This is a genomic window from Salinibacterium sp. NSLL17, assembly GCF_015864935.1.
Lineage (GTDB): Bacteria > Actinomycetota > Actinomycetes > Actinomycetales > Microbacteriaceae > Rhodoglobus.
In genome coordinates, this window is the sequence record NZ_JADYWH010000002.1 from 348,959 (window position 1) to 368,491 (window position 19,533).

Consider the following 19,533-nt stretch of genomic DNA (forward strand, 5'->3'; position numbering starts at 1 on the left):
CTAGCGGTCGGTTGGCACGCCATCAGTGGGTGCTTGGCGCTCGGGGCGGTCGGTGGCACCGGTTCCTGATCTGGCGCCTGCCCGCTCTCCCGAAACACTGCCGACAGGGTCTTCGCCGCCGATAGCCGTCGAGACGAGGGTGGCCGCTGAGTCGTCGCCCGCGTGTGCAAAGCCGCCAAGAATGGTGTCGCCCACGGCGCCGCCGGTATAGGCGTCGTAGCTTGCACCGGCCACGATCACGTCAGAGCTAAAGACAATCGACTGGGTTGTTTTCAGGGTGGTGAAGGCCGCTACCGCATTGCCGGCGCTATCGACGAGAGTCACCACGGTGTCCGCGGGGAGGTCGGCATCGAACGTGAACGAGACAGTGGCCTGTTCGGATTCAGCGTCCGGCGCTTCTGCCATTGCCGAGCTGCCTGCTGCAAGAAGTGTTCCGCCCGAAATGGTGAAGGTGCTGTCGGTATCGAGCGCGCCATTGCGACTGTCGGTGGTGCCGGTGACAACGATCGTTCCGCCCTCAATGCTGGCCACACCGTTCACGTCAATACCGTCGCTGCCAGAATCGATCAGAATCTCCCCACCGGTGATCAGCAAAGTGTTAGTGCTTTCGGCGGCGTCCTCTGTTCCCGTCGCTGACCCACCAGCTTCGTCGCCGTCAGGACCGTCCGATGACGACACGTTGATGCCATCGTCGCTCGCGGTGACATCGATGAAGCCGCCCGAAATCGTGACGGCCTGACCTTCGATGCCCTCGGCACTCTGAGTGATGAGCAGGGTTCCGTCGCTGATGTAAGCGGTGCCCTCGGCGTGGAAACCGTCATCACCGGTTGCGAGCGTGACGTCGCCCGAGGCGAGGTGAATGGCGCCATCGGAGTGCACCGCGTCATCCGAAGAATCGACGGTAACGCTAGCGCCCTCGAGCACGGTGAAGTCGCCTGACTTCAGCCCCTTCGACGACACATCAGCATCGCCGAGAACAGCGGCCCCGCCACCGGCCACCACTGCGAGTGAGCCGCCCGTGACGACCAGATCGGTTTCTGCCTGCACGCCGTCGCCCGCGGCATCCACAACCACAATGCCTGCCGTGATCGCAATGAAACCGCGAGTTTCTTCGTCTTCGTTGTCAGCTTTGAGTCCGTCGCCGCCCGCCGTGACCGTGACGTCGCCGCCCTGAATCACGAGGTAATCCTTGCCACGGATGCCGTCATCAACGGCGTCGACAGCGATGCTTCCCGAGTCGATTGTGAGCCCATCGGAGCTCGCGATCGCATCGTTCGCGTTGCCGGTTACCGCGAGCGAGCCGTCACCCCAAATGAGGAGATCGGTACTGCTATCGAGCGCTGCCCCCGCCTCGGAATCCTCGGCATAAGCGCTCGTGTCACTGAGCGAATTGGCGCTGCCACTCGCCAGAGCAATCTGTGCCTCATCCGCCGCCGCGAAATGGATCGCGGCCGTGGTCGAGCTGGAGATATCCGCACCATCGAGCACGAGACGCACAATGCCATCGTCGGCGGTATCGACAATGACCTGGCCATCATCGAGGGTGCCACCGAGCACATAGGTACCCGCCGTGGTGATCGTGATCGTGCTGCCCTCAATAACCGCACCGGCACCACTGGCGATTGCCGTCGACCCCTGCAGAGCGATCGATACTGCCTGCGCAACGGTGTAGTCAAAGTCGGTGGATGCCGTGGGCTCGGTGTCGTTCGCCGCCATGATCTGCTCGGCATTCTGCGTCGCGTCAATACCCAGCGCCCCTACCGCGGCCGCCTCAGACGCGCTGTCGCCGAGGGCCGTAGTTGAGCATCCGGCCGACACCACTGTGAGCACAATCGTGGAGAGACTGACGGCAAAGAGCTTCGACTTTCTCACGGCATCCTTAGGGTGGGGCGGTTAGGCGGCGAGAACCGAGGCCGGGTCTTGGGCTTCAAGGGCCGGAGTGAAGTGGCGGCGCAATACGCGTGCCCACCGGTTGTTGGGGAGTTCAGGCCGCAACGCAGCGAGCCCCGTCGCAAACTTGGAAATGCGGTCGGGGCGGTGCCCCATTCGCCACAGGATGCGGTCAACCTCGCTGGCCTGACCTGACGACTTCGTCTCCACAATTACCGTGTCGGCGAACGACAGTTCAGTAGTGCCGAACTCGGCATCGTCGAACTCGGAGCTGTCGTGCTCGGAGCTGTCGGGGCCGTCGGTGCCGTCGGGGCCGTGCTCGTCGGCGGCAGTGCGCTGCCAGGCGAGTGAACTGTCGATCGTGCAGCGGCTGCCACTGGCAGGCAAGAACAGGGTGGTGCGGGTGTAGCGGGTGGTGAGCACCGGCTCCATTGTCTCCGTATCGATTCCCTCGACCGAAGCGTCGTGCAGCAGTTCGTCGATGTAACCACGGCCGGCCTCCGTGAGGTGATCGCGCTCGTCGAAGCTATACGGCAAACGCTGCTTGGCGGTGGTTCCCCGCGAGCCCTTGGTCTTGACCTCGAGGTAGCAGTCGCCGGTGTCCATGTAGCTGCGAGTGCGAGCCTTGAAGCGGCGACGACGCGGGTGGGCCGCCAGCAAGTAGCTGGCGGCATCCGGAGTATCGAAGTAGACCGATTCGTAGTCGAAGTGCTGCTGACTGTTGATCTCCAGCACCCTGGCCTGGTCTTCAAGCTCACCGAGCAGTGCGACCAGATCGGAAGCCGGCACCAGATACTTGCGGTCAACGCGCGTCAGGAGAGAGGCCCGTTCGGCCAACTCCTCAAGCGAGATCGTGGCGAAGCGTTCGGTGTTGGGGGTAGTCATCGGTGTGCTCCTTCCAGGAGCTCTGACGCGGTGGTCGGGGTGGTGGCAGTCGAGGTGTGGGCGCCGCCGCTGATCCGGTAGCGCACATCCACGACGGTGGTGTCGTTGACAAGGTCAAGCTTGGTGATCGTGAGGGAGTGCACCTGAGCGCCAAGCAGGTTCTCGAGGCGCAGACGCAGGATGGACTCGTCGGCGATTGCGGCATCCAGAGTCACCGTCTGCTGACGGTAAGCGCGGAACAGTCGCGGGCTATCTCCGAAGGTCATGACCAGCAGAATCATCGCCATGAGAGCGGGAGCCACAAAGCTAGCGAGGGCCGTGCTGGTAGTGGTACTCGAGAGGTCAGCCGCGCCGAGCCCGGCAATGAGACCGAGAGCCAGAGCCGCGAAGTAGTAAGCCACCTCGTGTTGCGCGATCTCAGAAGAGCGCAGACGGATGATGGAAAGCACGCCGAAGAGGCCAAGACCGAGACCAACACCCACCGCACTATCGGCGAGCATGACCGTGACGGCCATGACACCCACGTTCACGATGAGGTAAGCCACGAGCAGGTCGCGGCGGCGGTGGCGGGCAAAGTACAGAGCGAAGGTGAGAAGGCCGATGGCGACAAGGTCAAGGGCGATCATGGTGAGTTGGCTCATTGCGGGCCTCCAGGTTGGTGCGGACGGTGATCGTGCTTTCACGCTGATACTCATTGAGCCCGAGAACCCTATGTACTTTCTATGAACAGACTTCGCGCGGCGTGGGAGTCTGAAGCTGGCTCAGAATGAACGCCGCAGGTGAGAGAATTCGAGGATGGATGCCCTCCTCGACTCTCTCGCCCGCACAACGCCCGTCGACATTTCGCCGACCCTGCTGATCGTGATCGTGGCCGCCGCAGCCGTGCTGAGCATCCCGCAGCCGATTTGGAAATGGTTTGGACTCTTCACGACCCTCGTGCACGAACTCGGGCACGCCGTTGGCGCGATCCTGACGGGTCGCTTCGTTCACGGCATGAAAATCCGCATGAATCACTCGGGCGAAGCCGTCAGCAGTGGGCGCGGCAAACTCGGCTCCGTCATCAGCGGATCGCTTGGCTACCCGGCTCCCGCAATCGTCGGAGCCGTGCAACTCTGGTGCGTCACGCAGGGTTACACCGCTATGGCATTGTTCGTCGGCGGGATCATCCTCGTGCTCACCCTGCTCGTGATCCGCAACCTCTTTGGCTTCCTCGTTGTCGCCGTCTCCGCCGCCGCGAGCGCCGCCCTCTGGGTGTGGGCAACGCCCGAACAGCAAAGCTACGTATTGCTGATTATCGCGATTGCGCTTCTCGTGGGAAGCGTGCGCGGCCTCGCCACTGTGATCGGCGTACACACTCGTCGCCGTGACCAACTGAACACCTCAGACGCCTACCTGCTCTTCAAACGGACAGGCGTACCGTCGGTCTTCTGGCTGCTCGTGTTTGCTGCGCTGATCGGTGCCAGCGTGGTCTGGGCCGTCACCATGGTGCTCGAAACGTACTAGCGCGGTCTCGCCTGTCCAGGCCAGAACGGCCGGAGCTGCGCTGATCGCTGCTAGGTGCGCGGCCGCAGAATTCCGCGTGCGATGCGTTCCGGGCGGAACCCGTAGCCCACAAGCCTCGCCAAAAGAGGACGAAGGCGCGGGAGAACCACCGCGATCACAAAACGTTCGCGCAAGCGCGGTGGGTTGTGCAGAACGATTCCACTTGTCGCGCGATTGATGAGCCGATGCGCTACCCGTTGCATGCGCTGCATGAGCGCCGTTGGAAGCGCACGGCGACGCTGCAGGGCAGCACACGCCGCATCGATCGCTGCGGCATCCGTTCCCTTGCTCCGCAGTGTGGGAACCAGGATGTTTGCGAGAGCAACCGCATCCTGAATCGCGTAGTTGATGCCCACGCCGAAAGCGGGCGACATGGCATGGGCGGCGTCCCCGATACACAGCGCGCCAGGAACGGACCATTCGCGCAAGCGGTTGATCTGCACCGACAACAGCTTCACATCATCGAAGCTGCCAATCTCGGCCGTGACGTCAGCCAGACGCGGGGCGATACTCGCGATCTTGTGACGGAAGGCTTCGATGCCGGCCGTCTGAAACTCAGGAAAAGCGCCCTTGCGGATGAGGAGCCCGCACTGAAAATAGTCCGGCCGCGGAATCGTCACGAGAGCAGAACCATTCCGGATGTTCGCCAAGGTATCCCGCATGGGTTGTGTCGGCCGCGGCACCCGAAACCACAACACATCAATGGGAACGCCGTAATCAACGGGCACCAAACCGAGCGAGTCTCGCACGGCAGAATCGCGCCCGTCAGCCGCAATCGTGAGCGCGGCATTCACGCGCACAGGGCCATCAGGCGTGCTCGCCTCAACACCGACCACTCGGCCGTTTTCCTGAATTTCCGACTGCGCGGTCGCCTCAAGCACCAGCCGGAACGAAGGCTGTGTGCGCGCTTCCTCAACGAGCAACGTCAACAGATCCCACTGCGGCATGAGCGTGACATAACGGTGCGGCGTAGGCAGGGTTGTGAAATCAACCGCCTGCACTCGGATGCCATCAATGACCGCATCCAGACTCGATAGTTCGCTGTGCTCGATAGCTTTCGCAGAGGTGCCGAGCCCCAACTGGTCGAGCAGATTCAGTGTGGACGGGTGCACCGTATCGCCGCGAAAATCGCGCAGAAAGTCAGCGTGCTTCTCCAACACCACAACTTCAATGCCAGCGCGGGCAAGGATGAGCCCGGCCACAATTCCCGCCGGACCTCCGCCCGCAATACAGACAGTGGCATCGAGTTGTCGAGCCATGAGAGTTCCCTCCGTTGGCCTCCACGGTACTCCCCCGCTTCACAGCGACTCGCGACTGCGCTGCTGAGCTGCGCTGGTTCGCTCTTGCACTAGTGCGCGCTATTGCTGCTTCTCTGCAAGCTCATGGCCCGCGTCGAGAACGGCGACCAACCGCTTCGCGAGTCGTTTGCGCACGAGGTGATCGTTCGCCTCGACCCGGTGCATGGTGACGTGCCTCATCTGTTCGATGATGCGCATGGTGCCTGGCGCAATGAATTGGTCGAGCGAGCCGTAGACAACGTCGATGGGGACGCGCACTGCGGCGATGTCGCTCACGGTGGTTTGTGTCTCGATACAGTTCTGCAGGCTCAGCCCGAATGCCCGCCAATTGTGCTCAGAGACATCGAGAATGTCATCGAGCTGAAAAAGTCGGCGAAGAGTGTCGACGGTGTTCATGGTGAACTCTTTGTTCGTCCGCAAGAATTCGTAGGCCCGCATGTAGGCCCCGACTCGCGCCCGAATGAGCGGGTCGCCGATCTGGTTCGGCGGAACATAGATGGGCGGGCTCACGAGCACCAGCCTGCTCACCTTGCTCGGGTGGGCTGCGGCGTAGCGGGCCGCGAGAAGACTTCCAAGAGAGTGCCCGACGAGAATGAATGGGGCATCCAACTTGAGGGAGTGCACCGTCGACCGGATGGAATCGACGTGATCTTCGATCGTGTAGTTCGAGTCTGCGGGGCTGGGTGATTCTCCGAAACCCAACAGATCGAACGAGATGCAGCGGTAGTGATCCGACAGCTGCGGGATGACGTGCGCGAACGTCGCCGCTGATGAGGCGATTCCGTGAAGGAAGATGATCACGGGACCATCACCCTCATCCGCGGCGATGTTCAGGAGGGGTGCTCGTGACGGCAGTATCCTGCGTCGAAGTGCGCCCCATAAGTTCATGGCCCTAGTATCCCAGCCTTAGAAGGTCGGATGCGGGACCAGAGCACTTATTAGCGAAGGTCTTCTTTGTATTCGTTCTTCGCTTTCGTGGCTTCGCTCTCGGCTTTCGCACGTTCGAGGTCGGCTTCGGCCTTCGACACTTCGGCGTCAGCCTCGACCTGATCGGCGGCATCGCTCACACGTTCCTTGGTGTCATCGACGAATTCACCTACCTTCTTGGCAGTGGCTTCGCCGGCGTCCTTTGCGTTATCAATGAGACCCATGATTGCTCCTTGTGTTGGTAATCCGCGTCTTTCGCGCCCCCTGTCGAGGCACTATTTCACGATACCGACGCGGTGAGAGCACGTTCATATTTTTCATCGAACACCAAGAGTGCTCCCAGATAACGTCAAGGTCACGCTCCGGCCTCGCTCACTCTGCGCGCGATAACAATCCGGGGGTGACGCTCGAATCGTGACAAACGTTGGGTAGTTTTTCGCCATTGTTCAGCCCACCATGGAAACCATGAGGCGCACACTATTCATCACCACAGCATTGGCACTTTCCGCTTTAACCCTGTCGGGATGTTCGGCAGGGATGAGCGACACATCCACGAGTGAATCCCAAGAGTTCCTTGTGGATCAGGTGGAGGCCGGCAGCTCCGGCGACTCGGCCGTTCTGGACCAAGGCGCACCCGCCGCCGACGGCGCGCTAGTAAGCGAATCGGACATCAGCCGCGAGGTCATCACGACCGGCTACATGTCCGTCATCGTAGAAACCCCCGCAGATGCCACCGCCGAGGCGATTCGCATCACCGAATCCGTCGGCGGTCGCGTTGACGCCCGCAACGAATACGCCCCGTCGGAGCACACCGGCGGAAGCTCGACGCTTACGCTGCGCATTCCGGCATCCGATCTCACTGCCACTCTCGACAAGTTCACGGGCTTAGGCGAACTGCAGGAGGTATCGACCAACGCGGTCGACGTCACGATGCAGTCGCGTGACCTCGAGGCTCGCATCACCGCGCTTGAGGCATCCGTCGACCGTTTGCTTGCACTGCTCACCACGGCAGACGACACCGATACGCTCATCCAGTTGGAGACCGCGATCTCGAGCCGTCAGGGCGAGCTGGAGAGCCTGAAGTCACAACAACGCTACTTCGACGATCAGGTCGCGATGTCCACGCTGACTCTCAGTTTGGTCTCTGAGGCCGAGGCGCCCAGCGTCGAGCCCGGCAACTTCTTCGACGGACTCAGTGCAGGCTGGGCCGCTCTCGTCACCTTCTTCTCCGGGCTGCTGGTGCTCGTCGGTGTACTGCTCCCGTGGATCATCTTCCTCGCCATCGTCGCCGCAATCGTTGTGATGATCGTGCGATTTGCCCTACGAAACCGACGCGTCAGCTCGGTGACTGCCACAACCCTCCCCACCGACCCGGAGTCCGGCGAGGAGCCTGCCGAGAAGGTGAAGGCCGACTAGGCCTTCTCCGCCAGCAACTCCCGCACCCGAGGAATGACCTCGGTGGCGTACAACTCAATACTGCGCATCATGCGTTCGTGAGGCAGGGTTCCTGCGCTGTACTTCATGTCGAATCGCTGGATGCCGAGGGCAGAGATAGTGTTCGCTATCTTCTGCGCCACGGTCTCCGGCGATCCGGCGTACATGGAGCCGTGCTTCACTTCGCCGATGAACTCATCAACGCTCGATTCGGGCCAGCCGCGGTCGCGACCGATGCGGTCACGCATGGTCTTGTAGTGCGGCCACAGCTCCTCAACGACCTTGTCGTCGGAGTCGGTGATGTAGCCGGGCGAGTGAACGGCGATCGGCAGGTCGGGTTGCCCTAACTCGGCCAGCGCGTTGTGGAACAGCTGCGCATAGGGAGCAAAACGCTCGGGCTGGCCACCGATGATGGCCAGCACCAACGGCATCCCGTAGCGGGCGGCGCGCACGACAGATTCGGGGCTTCCGCCGACACCGATCCAGGTCTTGAGCGAGCCAGATTCGGTGCGCGGGAAGACCTCTTGGTTTTTCAGACCGGCGCGAAGAGTGCCTGACCACGTGACCGGCTCTTCCTTGATGAGCTCGGAGAACAGGTCGAGCTTCTCGGAGAAGAGCGTTTCGTAGTCGGCGAGGTTGTAGCCGAAGAGCGGGAACGACTCCGTGAAAGAGCCGCGACCGAGGATGATCTCCGCGCGGCCGTTCGACAGCGCATCCACGGTGGCAAAGCGTTCGTAGACGCGCACGGGGTCATCAGAGCTCAAGACCGTAACGGCCGAGCCCAGCTGGATGTTCGTGGTTGCGGCAGCGAGCGCGCCGAGCACGGTTTCGGGAGCAGTGATCGCGAAATCATCGCGGTGGTGCTCGCCCACCCCGAAGTGATCAATGCCGAGCTTGTCGGCCAGCACTCCCTCAGCGACAACGTTGCGGATGACCTGCGCTTGGCTGAGCGGCGCACCGTCTTCATCTACCGTGACGTCGCCAAATGTGCCGAGTCCAAACTGAACCTGCTGATTCACGAGCTCCCTTTCGCTGAGACGCCGATCGCGTCTGTAGGCAAAACCGTAGCCGGGCATCCGCTATTCCGCGATCGTGGCGACTGACCCCGCCAGATGGCGGTCGGGCGGATGCGGGGCTCGCCATCGCGGCGCGTTAGACCGAGTCGCGCCGCACGAGAGAGGTGGGCAGGGTGTCCCTGATCGGCCCCGCCGCCGGAGCAGCAATGAGTTCGGCGAGCGCGGTCACCATTCGAGCGCCGAGTTCTTCCAGCGGCTGACGTACCGTCGTGAGCCGAGGTTCAAGGGTTGTCGCAATCACGGTGTCGTCGAAGGAGACGAGCGCAACGTCTTCGGGCACGCGACGCCCTCGCGCCTTGAGCGTTCCCACTGCCCCAGCCGCCATAAGATCGGACATCACGAATACGCCGTCCAGATCGGGGTGCTGGTCGAGCAGGAGCCCCATGGCCTCCGCGCCTCCGGCCGTTTGAAAGTCTGACTCGGCGACAAGGGAACTATCGAGACCATGGGCGTCGAGGGCCTGCTGAAAACCTCGAAGACGGTCTTGAGAGACGCCCATTCCGTGAGGACCAGTGATGACGCCAATGCGGCGTCGACCGGCAGCGATCAGTGCCTCCGCAGCGAGCGTGCTGCCGCCGACGTTGTCGGAGTCAATATACGACAGCGAAGCGTCGACCGATTCAGTGGGGCGTCCCAGAAACACGACGGGAAGATCTGACTGCGCGAGCAAGCGAGGAAGCTCGGTGTTGTGCGCTTCGAGAATAACCATGGCGCCGTCGACGTGGCTTGCTTCGAGGAAGCGCAGAAACTTCTCATCGCTCTCATCGTTGGCGCGCAGCAGCATCACGAGTTGCTGATCGGTCTTGGCGATCTCCCGGATGGCTCCGTGCAGGGCCATCGCGAAGAACGAGTTCGTCATGCCCTCGATGTTCGTTTCCGACACGATGAGCGCGACCGAGTCATGACGGCCGCGGGCCAACGAGCGAGCTGCAGGGTTGGGGCGAAAGCCTAGTTTTTCGGCTGCGCGCTGCACAGCAGCGCTGCGCTCGGGGTGCACGGTGAGCTTGCCGTTGATCGCGCGAGAGGCCGTGGTGCGCGACACACCGGCTTCACGCGCGACGTCGTCGAGGGTAACCATCTGCACATCATCCCCTGCCTCGTCGCAATTCGTGGAATGCGCACCGGTGATCATTGCGAATCTTAGGGAAGCGCAATCTTTTTGTTGTCTTTGCCGACATAAGCCTATACGGTGGCATTACTTCATCAAGGAAGCGCTTCCTCGACTAAACCTCGAACGTCTCTTCTGAAATGAATGCCCCCTTAATTCCCCAATCACACCTCAACGTGGAGGACGCAATGTCAGCGAAAAAAATTGCCAGAACAGTGATCGCGGGAGGCGCAGCTCTTGCGCTTCTTGCCGGATGCTCGGGCGGAGGTGACACCGACGGAAAGATCACCCTCGACGTCTGGACCTTTGGCGGCATGGGCCTCGACGAAGCATTCGCGGTCTACCAAGAGGAAAATCCCGACATCATCCTCAAGGTCACCAATGCTGGCGGATCTGACGAACAAGCTCAAGCGCTCACGACCGCCCTCGCCGGCGGCAAGGGTCCCGATGTAGCGGCGATCGAAGTCGGCTACATGTCTCAGTTCAAAGCTCAGCCGCAAAACTTTGTTGACCTGCGCACCCTCGGTGCCGACGACATCGAAGGCACTTATCTCGATTGGCGCTGGTCTCAAGGCGTCGCCGCCGACGGTTCCGTTGTCGGCATCCCTACCGATGTAGGCGGACTCGCTATGGCCTACCGCACCGACCTGTTCGAGGCTGCAGGGCTCCCCACGGACCGCGATGAAGTGAGTGCTCTCTGGCCCACCTGGGATGACTTCATCGACGTCGGCACCCAGTATCGCGAAGCCACCGGCAAGGGCATGATCGACAATGTCAATAGCGCGATCTTCAACCCCGCCGTGCGCCAAGGCGACGAAATGTACTACGGCTCAAGCGACGATGACCTCGTCTACGACAGCAACCCCGACGTGCAAGAAGCGTTCGGTTACGCCCTCGACGCCATCGACGCCGACATCACATCACGCACACCATCCTGGAGTGAAGCGTGGAACGCCGGCATGAACAACGGCGACTTTGCCGTACTTGCCGCTCCGTCATGGATGATGACCTACATTTCTCAGCAAGCGCCCGACACAGCCGGAAAATGGGACATCGCAGCAGTTCCCGAGAACGCCGGCAACTGGGGCGGTAGCCAACTCACCATCCCGGCGAAATCTGATCACCCTGAAGAGGCGTTCGCCTTCATCGAGTGGCTCATGTCTCCCGAGCGCCAGCTCGAGATCTTCCAGGCCCACGGCAACTTCCCGTCGACTCCGGAACTCTATGAAACTGCAGACATCCAGAACTTCACGAGTGAGTTCTTTAGCGATGCCCCGGTCGGACCGATCTATGCCAACAGCGTGGAATCCATCAAACCGATCTTCGAAGGTCCGCAACAGCGCATCATCGACACCGCGATCTTGAATACGCTCTCGCAGGTCGAGAACGGTGAAGAACCCGCGGCGGATGCGTGGCCTAACGCAATGAAGAACGTCAAGACTGCCCTCGGCGGCTAGCGCTCTCGGGGTGGGCTCACGCTCGTGAGCCCACCCCTCCCATCCCCCGTCAAGGAGTTCGCCATGGTTTTGTCTGCCCCGCCCCGTTCAGCCCCTGCTCGTCAGCTCGCAAAGAGTGCCGCTCCCCCACCTCGACGCCGCATCAAGTCGGCGTCGCGCATGGATGCCTTTGCTCCCTATATGTACATCGCTCCGTTCTTCGCACTGTTCGCGGTGTTCGGTCTGTTCCCCACCGTCTTCACGTTCTATGTCGCACTTTTCGACTGGAACCCGATCGGCGGTCAAACGTTCATCGGCTTTGAGAACTTCGTCACTCTTTACGGAGATGAACGCTTCTGGAATGCGATGCGCAATACCTTCAGCATCTGGATTCTCTCGACGGTGCCGCAGCTGCTGCTCGCGCTCTTTCTGGCCCAGTTGCTCAACAATGCGCGTTTGAAGTTCGCGAACCTCTTTCGGATGACGATGCTCGTTCCGTACATCACCTCGGTGGTGGCGACGACTATCGTCTTCGCGTCGCTCTTCGGTCGCGACTACGGCCTCATCAATAGCTTCCTCAACCTCTTCGGGATCGAGTCGATTGACTTCGCGGCGAACACGTTTGCAAGCCACATCATGGTCTCCACGATGGTGCTGTGGCGCTGGTTCGGCTACAACACGCTGATCTATCTCGCAGCACTTCAGGCCATTCCGAAAGACATTTACGAGGCGGCCGCTATCGACGGCGCCGGCGGATTCAAGCAGTTCATCTTCGTCACGATCCCCTCGCTTCGACCGGTCATCATCTTCACGGTGATCGTGTCGACCATCGGCGGTCTTCAGATCTTCACGGAACCCCTGCTGCTCTCTTCCCCTGGGCTCACGGGCGGTGCCGGTCGCCAGTTCCAGACCCTCAGCCTGTTCATGTACGAGCAAGGATTCGGTGATTTCAAGTTCGGCTACGGCTCCGCCGTCGGAGTGACCCTCTTCGCCTTGATCGTCGTGTTCTCCGTCATCAACTATCTGCTCTCTCGTCGCATCACCTCAGACGAATAAGGACGCCATCATGACCACTTCCGCAACCACCCCAGTCACGACTGTTGTTGGTCGCCTCCGCAAACGCGCCTTCGCCGGCCGTGTGCGTTGGTGGACCTATGCCTTCCTCATCGCCGCCGTCTTCTTGAGCGCCTTCCCTCTTTATTGGATGTTCGTCGTCTCGACGAATGATTCAGCAGCGGTCTCGCAAACACCCCCAACCATTCTTCCCGGCGGAAACTTCTTCGCGCTTGCCGAGCAGGTCTTCACGACGGTTCCGTTTGTGCAGAGCTTGGCGAACTCGTTCATCGTGGCGGGGAGCATCGCGATTGCTCAGATGATCCTGTCCACTCTCGCCGGCTTCGCGTTCGCGAAGTTGCAGTTTCGGGGCAGGGATCCGCTCTTCATCGTGGTGCTCATCACGATGATGGTTCCCACGCAGCTCGCGGTAATCCCGCTCTACATGATCATGTCGAACCTCGACTGGATCGATTCGCTGCAAGCGCTTATTGTGCCCGGCATGGCGAGCGCGTTCGGTATCTTTTGGATGCGTCAGCACCTCTCGACCGTTCTCAACAACGAGCTCATGCAGGCAGCACGAATCGACGGCTGCAGCACCTGGCAAATCTATTGGCGCATTGCATTCCCGCTTGTGCGGTCCGCTGCCTTCGTGCTGGGCCTTCTCGCGTTTGTCACCGCCTGGAACGACTTCCTCTGGCCGCTCATCGTGATCCAATCGCCCGAAAACTACACGGTGCAATTGGCCATCAAGGCGCTGCAGCGGCAGTACTTCGTCGACTACGGCCTCGCCATGTCTGGATCGTTCCTCGCGACAATTCCGCTACTGATCCTCTTCATTTTCGTCGGCCGCAAGATGGTTGCGGGCGTCATGGATGGTGCATTCAAGGGGTAATCCCTTTGCCTGCCGCCAACACCAGTTCGCTTCCACCCCAGAAAGAAACCATGACTCTCTCCACCACTGCACACCCCGACCTTTCCGAAGTGAATGATCAGGTCGAACAGCTGATCGCCCAGATGAGCCTCGAAGAGAAGCTCGCACAACTCGTCGGCATTTGGGTGGGCGCGGGCGCCGACGGCCAGAGCGTGGCACCGATGCAGAGCGCCCAAGACGACGGCGCTCACGACTTCAACGAGTTCTCGAAGAACGGGCTCGGTCACCTCACGCGAGTGTTTGGCACGGTACCAGTCAGCCCCGCCGCTGGTCGCTCCGCGTTGGGCCGCACCCAACGGTGGTTGCGAGACAACACTCGGCTCGGCATCCCCGCGATCGCGCATGAAGAGTGCCTGACCGGTCTAGCCGCTTGGCAAGCGACCACCTTCCCCACACCTCTGGCGTGGGGCGCGACCTTTGACCCCGCCCTCATCGAGGAGATGGGACACGCGATCGGCGAGAGCATGGCGAAGCTCGGGGTCCATCAGGGGCTCGCTCCTGTGCTCGATGTGATTCGCGACGTCCGGTGGGGACGCGTTGAAGAGTGCATCGCCGAAGACCCTTTCGTTGTCGGAGAGCTCGGTTCCGCCTACGTGCGCGGCTTGCAATCAACCGGCGTCATCGCCACCCTCAAGCACTTTGTCGGGTACTCAAATTCGCGGGCGGGGCGCAACTTAGCTCCGGTCCATGCGGGGCCGCGCGAAGTCGCCGACGTGCTGCTTGTGCCCTTTGAGATGGCCGTGCTGGATGCGGGCGTGGGCTCGGTCATGCACTCGTACGCCGAAATTGACGGCGTGCCCGTGGCATCCGACGCCACTCTCTTGACTGACCTCTTGCGCGACCGCTGGGGCTTTGAAGGAACCGTCGTCGCCGACTATTTTGGCGTCGCATTTCTTGAAACGCTGCACCAAGTTGCCAGCGACCTCGGCGACGCGGCCGCTCAAGCGTTGACCGCGGGCGTCGATATCGAGTTGCCTACGGGCAAGGCCTACTTGGCTCCGCTCGCCGAGAAGGTTCGCAACGGTGACGTCGACCCCGCGCTCGTCGATCGGGCGCTGCGCCGGGTGCTCGTGCAGAAGCAGCAACTCGGGTTGCTTGATCCCGAGTCGGCCGCGTTCTCGGTAAATGCCGATACCGAAGAGATCGATCTCGACCCGCCGCACCACCGCGCAATCGCCGCGGCCATCGCCGAGAAGTCGGTCACCCTGCTGAGCGACGGTGGCATTCTGCCGTTGGCTCCGGATGCTCGTATCGCCGCCCTGGGCCCTAACGCCCACCGCACCGCGGCCATGTTCGGCTGCTACTCCTTCACCAATCACGTGCTCGAGCGTCATCCGGATGTCGACATGGGCTTCGAGGTTGAGACCCTTTTCGAGAGCCTCCACCACGATTTCAGTTCAGTGCTCGGCTTCGCGCAGGGCTGTGCCGTGGATGACGATGACACCTCAAATATTGCCGAGGCTGTCGAACTCGCTGCCGCCGCAGGGGTCGCTGTGATTGCGGTCGGTGATCATGCAGGTCTCTTTGGCCGTGGCACCGTAGGGGAAGGCTGTGACCGTGACTCTCTTGAGTTGCCCGGTGTGCAGCGTCAGCTCGTCGAGGCCGTGCTCGACACGGGAACGCCGGTTGTGCTCGTCGTGATTTCCGGCCGCCCCTATGCGATCGATTGGGCTGCTGCTCGCGGCGCGGCCATCGTTCAAGCGTTCTTCCCTGGTGAAGAAGGTGCCGCGGCGATCAGCGGTGCGATTGCCGGTCGGATCAACCCTTCGGGTCGACTCGCCGTTTCGGTGCCGAGCTCAGCGGGATCGCAACCGTACTCCTACCTTCACCCGCGCCTCGGCGAACCGAGCGAAGTGTCGAACCTCACGACGGCCCCGGCGTTCCCGTTCGGTTTCGGCCTCAGCTACACGAGTTTCCGATATTCGGATGCGGGCGTCGCTTCCGAGACGATCGCTGCCGATGGCAGGTTCGACATCCGATTCACGGTGACGAACACGGGCGACATCGAAGGCGACGAAGTCGTTCAGGTGTACGCGAACGATGTCGTGGGCTCTGTCACCCGGCCCATGCGTCAGTTGGTCGCCTTTACTCGAGTAACGCTTCAGCCGGGAGAGTCGCGAACACTCTCGATGAGCATCCCGACCACCCGCATCGCGTTCAGCGATCGCAGTATGACGCGCATCGTCGAACCGGGTGACGTGCGGCTGTGGCTCGGCAGCGACTGCGAGACCGAAGCGGCGCCGCTCGGAACGGTCACGATCACCGGGCCCGTTCACCCCGTGACCGCGGACGACAGTCGAAACGTGGACATCACCGTCGTCGCGTAGGCGGCTTGGCTTTCGGCGGGCGACAGAGCATCGCCCGCCGAAATAGCGGATGCCGCACCGCCCGTACTTGTCCCATGGGCACGCGGGCTCCGCACACAACAGCGCCCCGGTCAAGATGGTGACCGGGGCGCTGCTGGAGCCGATCAGATGATCGGAGAGGGTGTACTTACGCTGCGGTGAGCGTGTTCGATACCGAGATGAGGGTAACGATTGCCGCGTTGATGAAGCCGGCGATGTACGGGTTGTTCGTCTCACGGTAGATCTTGCGCGAGATGACTGCGGTCACGGCCAAAATGACGATAACCGGGTAGAGCCAGATGCTGAAGATTCCGCCGAAGCCGTCGATCGTGTACCCCGTGGTGAAGAAGTTGGTGTACTGAGCGATGACGAGAACGATGGGTGCCAGAGCGTTGAAGAGCGCCAGCAGTGCCGTGTTGATCCATTCCTTGCCGCGGATGGAGAAGCGGTTGAAGGCGTTGACCGCAACCGAGTTAGCGACAAAGTAGATCGCGAACAGCGGCAGGTACATCAAGGCGATGCCGACCTTGTCAGGAGTGAAGGCCTTGACTGCGATAACCCACCAGCGGAAGTCCGTCTTGAAGAAGTAGTCGAGCACGAAGACGATCGCGTATGCCGAAACAACGACGACCAGTGCGAGACCGATTCCATGGAAGAACTTCTTCCAGCCAGGCAGTACGCCGGATGCGCGAAGGTCGAGACCATTCTTGCGTCCGAAGACGAGGTACGAGATCGTCATGATGATGATCGCGGCGATCGCGTTGACTGCGGCCCAGAAGGCGACGAAGAACACGGCGCCTTGAGGCATGAAGAACTGAACAGCGTTGAACGCAATCGCGCCCACCCACGGGGTGTTAGCGAGGATCAACCAGCTCCAACCGGAGATGATTGCCGAAACAACCAGTCCGCCCCAGAACCAGGCGAGGCCCTTGCGGGTAGCGGGTACCACTGCTGCTGCTGGAGTGCGCAGACCTGCGAAGGCACGGGTCGAGAGCATTGCACGCGTGAAGGCGAGCAGGAAGATTCCGAAGCCGATCAGACCGAAGAGTGTGAAGGTCTCCTTGACCTGCCACACCTGCGAACCGGATGCGATCTCGTTGGGAGCACCGAATGCTTCTTGGAAGAACTCGATCTGGCTGCCGACTGTCGTCTTGGAGATGGTTCCCCAGGGGTGGTTTTCTGCCGGCGTGTAGACAACGCGCAGAGCCTGCTCGCCATCGACGGAGTCGGTGTAGAACTCGCTCGCGCCGCGAACGTCAGAGGAAACTTCTTCCGGGTTTGCACCGAAGTGGAGGAATGACTGTGCGTTCGGGGTTCCGATGTAGTCGCGCGGCGGCGTGAGAACTTCGCCCTCGGGGCTGTAGCTGCGGAAGAAGAACTCGTCGTACTGGTCAGCGACGATTCCGACATCGCGGGCACCGTAAAGGTTGAAGTACGCGTTCTCAGCTTCGGCATCCGTGTACACAGCGTCGTTGTCAACCAGCAGAACAGCAGAGATGAGCTGTTCGTCGGCAGCATTGTCGATGAACATCGAGAAGTTGGCTGCACGAGCACCGTTTGAGTGACCGCTGACACCAATCTTGTCGGTGTCGACGTAGGGGAAGTCGGCGACGAGCTTCACAGCGTCGTACATTCCGGTGCCACCGAGGGTGACGTCGGTCGTCAACGGTGACGAGTTGCCGTGACCAAACATGTCGATCGAGACAACAACGTAGCCACGGCGCGCAAGCTCAACATAGTTGGCGTCTTGCATTTCGCGGTTGTTCCACCAACCGTGGCTGACCACGATGGCCGGAACCTTGTTGTCGACGGTCGCGGTGTCAGGCTTGAAGAGCAGAGCGCTCATCATCTGACCCGATGAGGTCTCCCAGCGCATGTCCTTAACGCTGATTGAGCCTGCACCGGTTTGCACGATGGACGCACCAATTGACGCGACCAACATCATTACTAGCGAGAGAACGAGCCAAAAGCTGTTCCTCTTAACTAACGAGGTTTTCATTGATTCCCTACCCCTTCGTGGGTATCGATTGCTGTGTGATTATGAACGTGACTGACAGCACGTCCGTCATGGGTTTTGGCAGGCAGATTAGGTCTCCACGTCCTCATCAACCCAGCCCATGGTCTTGGTTACCGCTTTTTTCCAGTTGCGGTAAAGCTGATCTCTCTCGAGGCGGGCCATTTGCGGCGTCCACCTCTTGTCTTCGTTCCAGGTCGCCAGCACATCGTGCTCGCTGTCCCAAAAACCGATCGCGATTCCGGCGGCGAATGCTGCGCCGAGAGCGGTCGTTTCGGTGATGCGGGGGCGGATGACATCCACGCCCAACTGGTCAGCCTGAAACTGCATGAGAAGTTCGTTTGCCACCATGCCGCCATCGACCCGCAACTCAGCGAGGTCGACTCCGGCATCCGCGTTCATGGCGTCCATAACCTCGCGCGTTTGGTACGCGGTGGCTTCGAGCGCGGCGCGAGCGATGTGGTTCTTGGTGACGTAACGAGTGAGTCCGAGAAGGGCTCCCCGAGCATCCGGTCGCCAGTAGGGGGCGAAGAGTCCAGAGAAGGCAGGCACGAAGTAGGCGCCGCCGTTGTCCTCAACTTCGAGAGCGAGGCGTTCGATGTCAGGCGCATCGGCAAACATGCCGAGGTTGTCGCGCAGCCACTGAACGAGCGATCCGGTCACCGCGATCGAGCCCTCGAGGGCATAGACGGGAGCGGCGTCACCGATCTTGTAGCAAACCGTAGTGATGAGGCCGTTATTGCTGTGCACGCGCTTGTTGCCGGTGTTGAGCAGCAAGAAGTTGCCGGTGCCGTAGGTGTTCTTGGCCATGCCTTCGCTGAAGCACGCCTGACCGAAGGTGGCAGCCTGCTGGTCTCCGAGGATGCCCGCAATCGGCACTCCCGGCAGCGAACCGTGGTCGCGGCAATGGCCAAAGATCTCGCTCGATGAACGAATCTCGGGCAGCATCGACATCGGGATGCCCATATCGGCGGCAATATCTTCACGCCACTGCAGAGTGTCGAGGTCCATCAGCATGGTGCGGGATGCGTTGGTCACGTCGGTCGCGTGCACTCCCCCGTCGATACCGCCGGTGAGGTTCCAGAGCAGCCACGTGTCAATGGTTCCAAAGAGCAGTTCACCGCGGTCGGCCGCTTCTTGAGCACCGTCGATGTAGCGGAGAATCCAGGTGACCTTGGGTCCGGCGAAGTACGGTGCGAGCGGAAGGCCAGTGATGGCTTTGTACTTTTCGAGTCCCTCGGCGCCCGCGAGCTCGTTCACGATGTGCTGAGTGCGAGTGTCTTGCCAGACGATTGCGTTCGTGACCGGCTTGCCCGTGAGCTTGTTCCACACCACCGTGGTTTCACGCTGGTTGGTAATGCCGACGGCGGCGATGTCCTGGTACGTGAGGTTCGCACGCGACAGCGAAAGGCCTACTGTCTCTCGAACGTTGTCCCAGATTTCCATCGGGTCATGTTCGACCCAGCCGGCGCGCGGAAATATCTGTTCGTGTTCGAGCTGCCCGTTCGAGACGATACGCGCGTCATGATCAAAGATGATCGAGCGCGAGCTCGTCGTTCCTTGGTCAATTGACAAGATGTACTGTGTCATT

At 61.1% G+C, this 19,533-nt stretch carries 16 protein-coding genes; 6 read left to right on the forward strand and 10 right to left on the reverse strand.

The window, feature by feature from the left end:
• From I6E51_RS11300 to I6E51_RS11310, 3 genes are read right to left on the reverse strand one after another with little or no spacing between them, the layout of a single operon-like run.
• Positions 1 to 1,872 carry a carbohydrate-binding domain-containing protein gene (locus I6E51_RS11300; protein WP_197110371.1) on the reverse strand — a complete coding sequence of 624 codons (1,872 nt, stop codon included), beginning with the start codon at positions 1,870 to 1,872 and terminating at the stop codon, positions 1 to 3.
• A gap of 21 nt (positions 1,873 to 1,893) precedes the next feature.
• Positions 1,894 to 2,775 (reverse strand): VTC domain-containing protein, encoded by an 882-nt coding sequence (locus tag I6E51_RS11305; protein ID WP_197110372.1) that lies wholly within the window; start codon positions 2,773 to 2,775, stop codon positions 1,894 to 1,896.
• Positions 2,772 to 3,416 carry a DUF4956 domain-containing protein gene (locus tag I6E51_RS11310; RefSeq protein WP_197110373.1) on the reverse strand — a complete coding sequence of 215 codons (645 nt, stop codon included), beginning with the start codon at positions 3,414 to 3,416 and terminating at the stop codon, positions 2,772 to 2,774. Before I6E51_RS11310 ends, I6E51_RS11305 begins: the two co-directional genes overlap by 4 nt.
• A gap of 154 nt (positions 3,417 to 3,570) precedes the next feature.
• On the opposite strand from I6E51_RS11310, the gene I6E51_RS11315 reads away from it, so the two are divergent.
• The gene (locus I6E51_RS11315; RefSeq protein WP_197107717.1) at positions 3,571 to 4,278 is read left to right on the forward strand and encodes a M50 family metallopeptidase; all 708 of its coding nucleotides are present in this window, start codon (positions 3,571 to 3,573) and stop codon (positions 4,276 to 4,278) included.
• Positions 4,279 to 4,328: 50 nt separating this feature from the next.
• Here the strand turns inward: I6E51_RS11315 and I6E51_RS11320 are convergent, their stop codons facing one another.
• The 3 genes from I6E51_RS11320 to I6E51_RS11330 form a co-directional block, all read right to left on the reverse strand.
• Complete coding sequence (locus I6E51_RS11320) at positions 4,329 to 5,576, reverse strand: FAD-dependent oxidoreductase (RefSeq protein ID WP_197110374.1); 1,248 nt, start codon at positions 5,574 to 5,576, stop codon at positions 4,329 to 4,331.
• Between the two features lie 99 nt (positions 5,577 to 5,675).
• Positions 5,676 to 6,503, reverse strand: coding sequence for an alpha/beta fold hydrolase (locus I6E51_RS11325; protein ID WP_197110375.1), 828 nt, complete (start codon positions 6,501 to 6,503; stop codon positions 5,676 to 5,678).
• A 50-nt stretch (positions 6,504 to 6,553) separates the two neighbouring features.
• Complete coding sequence (locus I6E51_RS11330; RefSeq protein WP_197107727.1) at positions 6,554 to 6,766, reverse strand: hypothetical protein; 213 nt, start codon at positions 6,764 to 6,766, stop codon at positions 6,554 to 6,556.
• Between the two features lie 313 nt (positions 6,767 to 7,079).
• Between I6E51_RS11330 and I6E51_RS11335 the strand changes: the two genes are divergently transcribed.
• Complete coding sequence (locus I6E51_RS11335; protein WP_197110376.1) at positions 7,080 to 7,958, forward strand: DUF4349 domain-containing protein; 879 nt, start codon at positions 7,080 to 7,082, stop codon at positions 7,956 to 7,958.
• On the opposite strand, the gene I6E51_RS11340 is transcribed toward I6E51_RS11335, so the two are convergent.
• Positions 7,955 to 8,995 (reverse strand): LLM class flavin-dependent oxidoreductase, encoded by a 1,041-nt coding sequence (locus tag I6E51_RS11340; protein ID WP_197110377.1) that lies wholly within the window; start codon positions 8,993 to 8,995, stop codon positions 7,955 to 7,957. The two genes, I6E51_RS11335 and I6E51_RS11340, sit on opposite strands and share 4 nt — an antisense overlap.
• A gap of 133 nt (positions 8,996 to 9,128) precedes the next feature.
• Positions 9,129 to 10,184 (reverse strand): LacI family DNA-binding transcriptional regulator, encoded by a 1,056-nt coding sequence (locus tag I6E51_RS11345; RefSeq protein ID WP_197110378.1) that lies wholly within the window; start codon positions 10,182 to 10,184, stop codon positions 9,129 to 9,131.
• A gap of 164 nt (positions 10,185 to 10,348) precedes the next feature.
• On the opposite strand from I6E51_RS11345, the gene I6E51_RS11350 reads away from it, so the two are divergent.
• The 4 genes from I6E51_RS11350 (at position 10,349) to I6E51_RS11365 (ending at position 15,910) form a co-directional block, all read left to right on the forward strand.
• Entirely contained in the window at positions 10,349 to 11,617 is a 1,269-nt protein-coding gene (locus I6E51_RS11350) for an ABC transporter substrate-binding protein (RefSeq protein WP_197107733.1), read from the forward strand.
• A gap of 63 nt (positions 11,618 to 11,680) precedes the next feature.
• The gene (locus tag I6E51_RS11355; protein ID WP_197107735.1) at positions 11,681 to 12,652 is read left to right on the forward strand and encodes a carbohydrate ABC transporter permease; all 972 of its coding nucleotides are present in this window, start codon (positions 11,681 to 11,683) and stop codon (positions 12,650 to 12,652) included.
• Positions 12,653 to 12,662: 10 nt separating this feature from the next.
• Complete coding sequence (locus tag I6E51_RS11360) at positions 12,663 to 13,544, forward strand: carbohydrate ABC transporter permease (RefSeq protein WP_197107737.1); 882 nt, start codon at positions 12,663 to 12,665, stop codon at positions 13,542 to 13,544.
• A 50-nt stretch (positions 13,545 to 13,594) separates the two neighbouring features.
• Positions 13,595 to 15,910, forward strand: a complete 2,316-nt coding sequence (locus tag I6E51_RS11365) for a beta-glucosidase (protein WP_197110379.1) — start codon at positions 13,595 to 13,597, stop codon at positions 15,908 to 15,910.
• A gap of 166 nt (positions 15,911 to 16,076) precedes the next feature.
• Here I6E51_RS11365 and I6E51_RS11370 read toward each other — a convergent pair whose 3' ends face one another.
• A complete protein-coding gene (locus tag I6E51_RS11370; protein ID WP_197107740.1) occupies positions 16,077 to 17,927 on the reverse strand; it encodes a S9 family peptidase in 1,851 nt (616 codons plus the stop codon).
• An 87-nt stretch (positions 17,928 to 18,014) separates the two neighbouring features.
• A complete protein-coding gene (gene glpK, locus I6E51_RS11375) occupies positions 18,015 to 19,532 on the reverse strand; it encodes a glycerol kinase GlpK (protein ID WP_197107749.1) in 1,518 nt (505 codons plus the stop codon).
• Position 19,533: the final 1 nt, after the last annotated feature.

Excerpts from the sequence above, each read along its gene's own strand:
- I6E51_RS11305 (WP_197110372.1), bottom strand. The coding sequence starts at position 2,775 with ATGACTACCCCCAACACCGAACGCTTCGCCACGATCTCGCTTGAGGAG.
- I6E51_RS11310 (WP_197110373.1), bottom strand. The coding sequence starts at position 3,416 with ATGAGCCAACTCACCATGATCGCCCTTGACCTTGTCGCCATCGGCCTT.
- I6E51_RS11315 (WP_197107717.1), top strand. The coding sequence starts at position 3,571 with ATGGATGCCCTCCTCGACTCTCTCGCCCGCACAACGCCCGTCGACATT.
- I6E51_RS11320 (WP_197110374.1), bottom strand. The coding sequence starts at position 5,576 with ATGGCTCGACAACTCGATGCCACTGTCTGTATTGCGGGCGGAGGTCCG.
- I6E51_RS11325 (WP_197110375.1), bottom strand. The coding sequence starts at position 6,503 with ATGAACTTATGGGGCGCACTTCGACGCAGGATACTGCCGTCACGAGCA.
- I6E51_RS11330 (WP_197107727.1), bottom strand. The coding sequence starts at position 6,766 with ATGGGTCTCATTGATAACGCAAAGGACGCCGGCGAAGCCACTGCCAAG.
- I6E51_RS11335 (WP_197110376.1), top strand. The coding sequence starts at position 7,080 with ATGAGCGACACATCCACGAGTGAATCCCAAGAGTTCCTTGTGGATCAG.
- I6E51_RS11345 (WP_197110378.1), bottom strand. The coding sequence starts at position 10,184 with ATGATCACCGGTGCGCATTCCACGAATTGCGACGAGGCAGGGGATGAT.
- I6E51_RS11350 (WP_197107733.1), top strand. The coding sequence starts at position 10,349 with ATGTCAGCGAAAAAAATTGCCAGAACAGTGATCGCGGGAGGCGCAGCT.
- I6E51_RS11355 (WP_197107735.1), top strand. The coding sequence starts at position 11,681 with ATGGTTTTGTCTGCCCCGCCCCGTTCAGCCCCTGCTCGTCAGCTCGCA.
- I6E51_RS11360 (WP_197107737.1), top strand. The coding sequence starts at position 12,663 with ATGACCACTTCCGCAACCACCCCAGTCACGACTGTTGTTGGTCGCCTC.
- I6E51_RS11365 (WP_197110379.1), top strand. The coding sequence starts at position 13,595 with ATGACTCTCTCCACCACTGCACACCCCGACCTTTCCGAAGTGAATGAT.
- I6E51_RS11370 (WP_197107740.1), bottom strand. The coding sequence starts at position 17,927 with ATGAAAACCTCGTTAGTTAAGAGGAACAGCTTTTGGCTCGTTCTCTCG.
- glpK (WP_197107749.1), bottom strand. The coding sequence starts at position 19,532 with ATGACACAGTACATCTTGTCAATTGACCAAGGAACGACGAGCTCGCGC.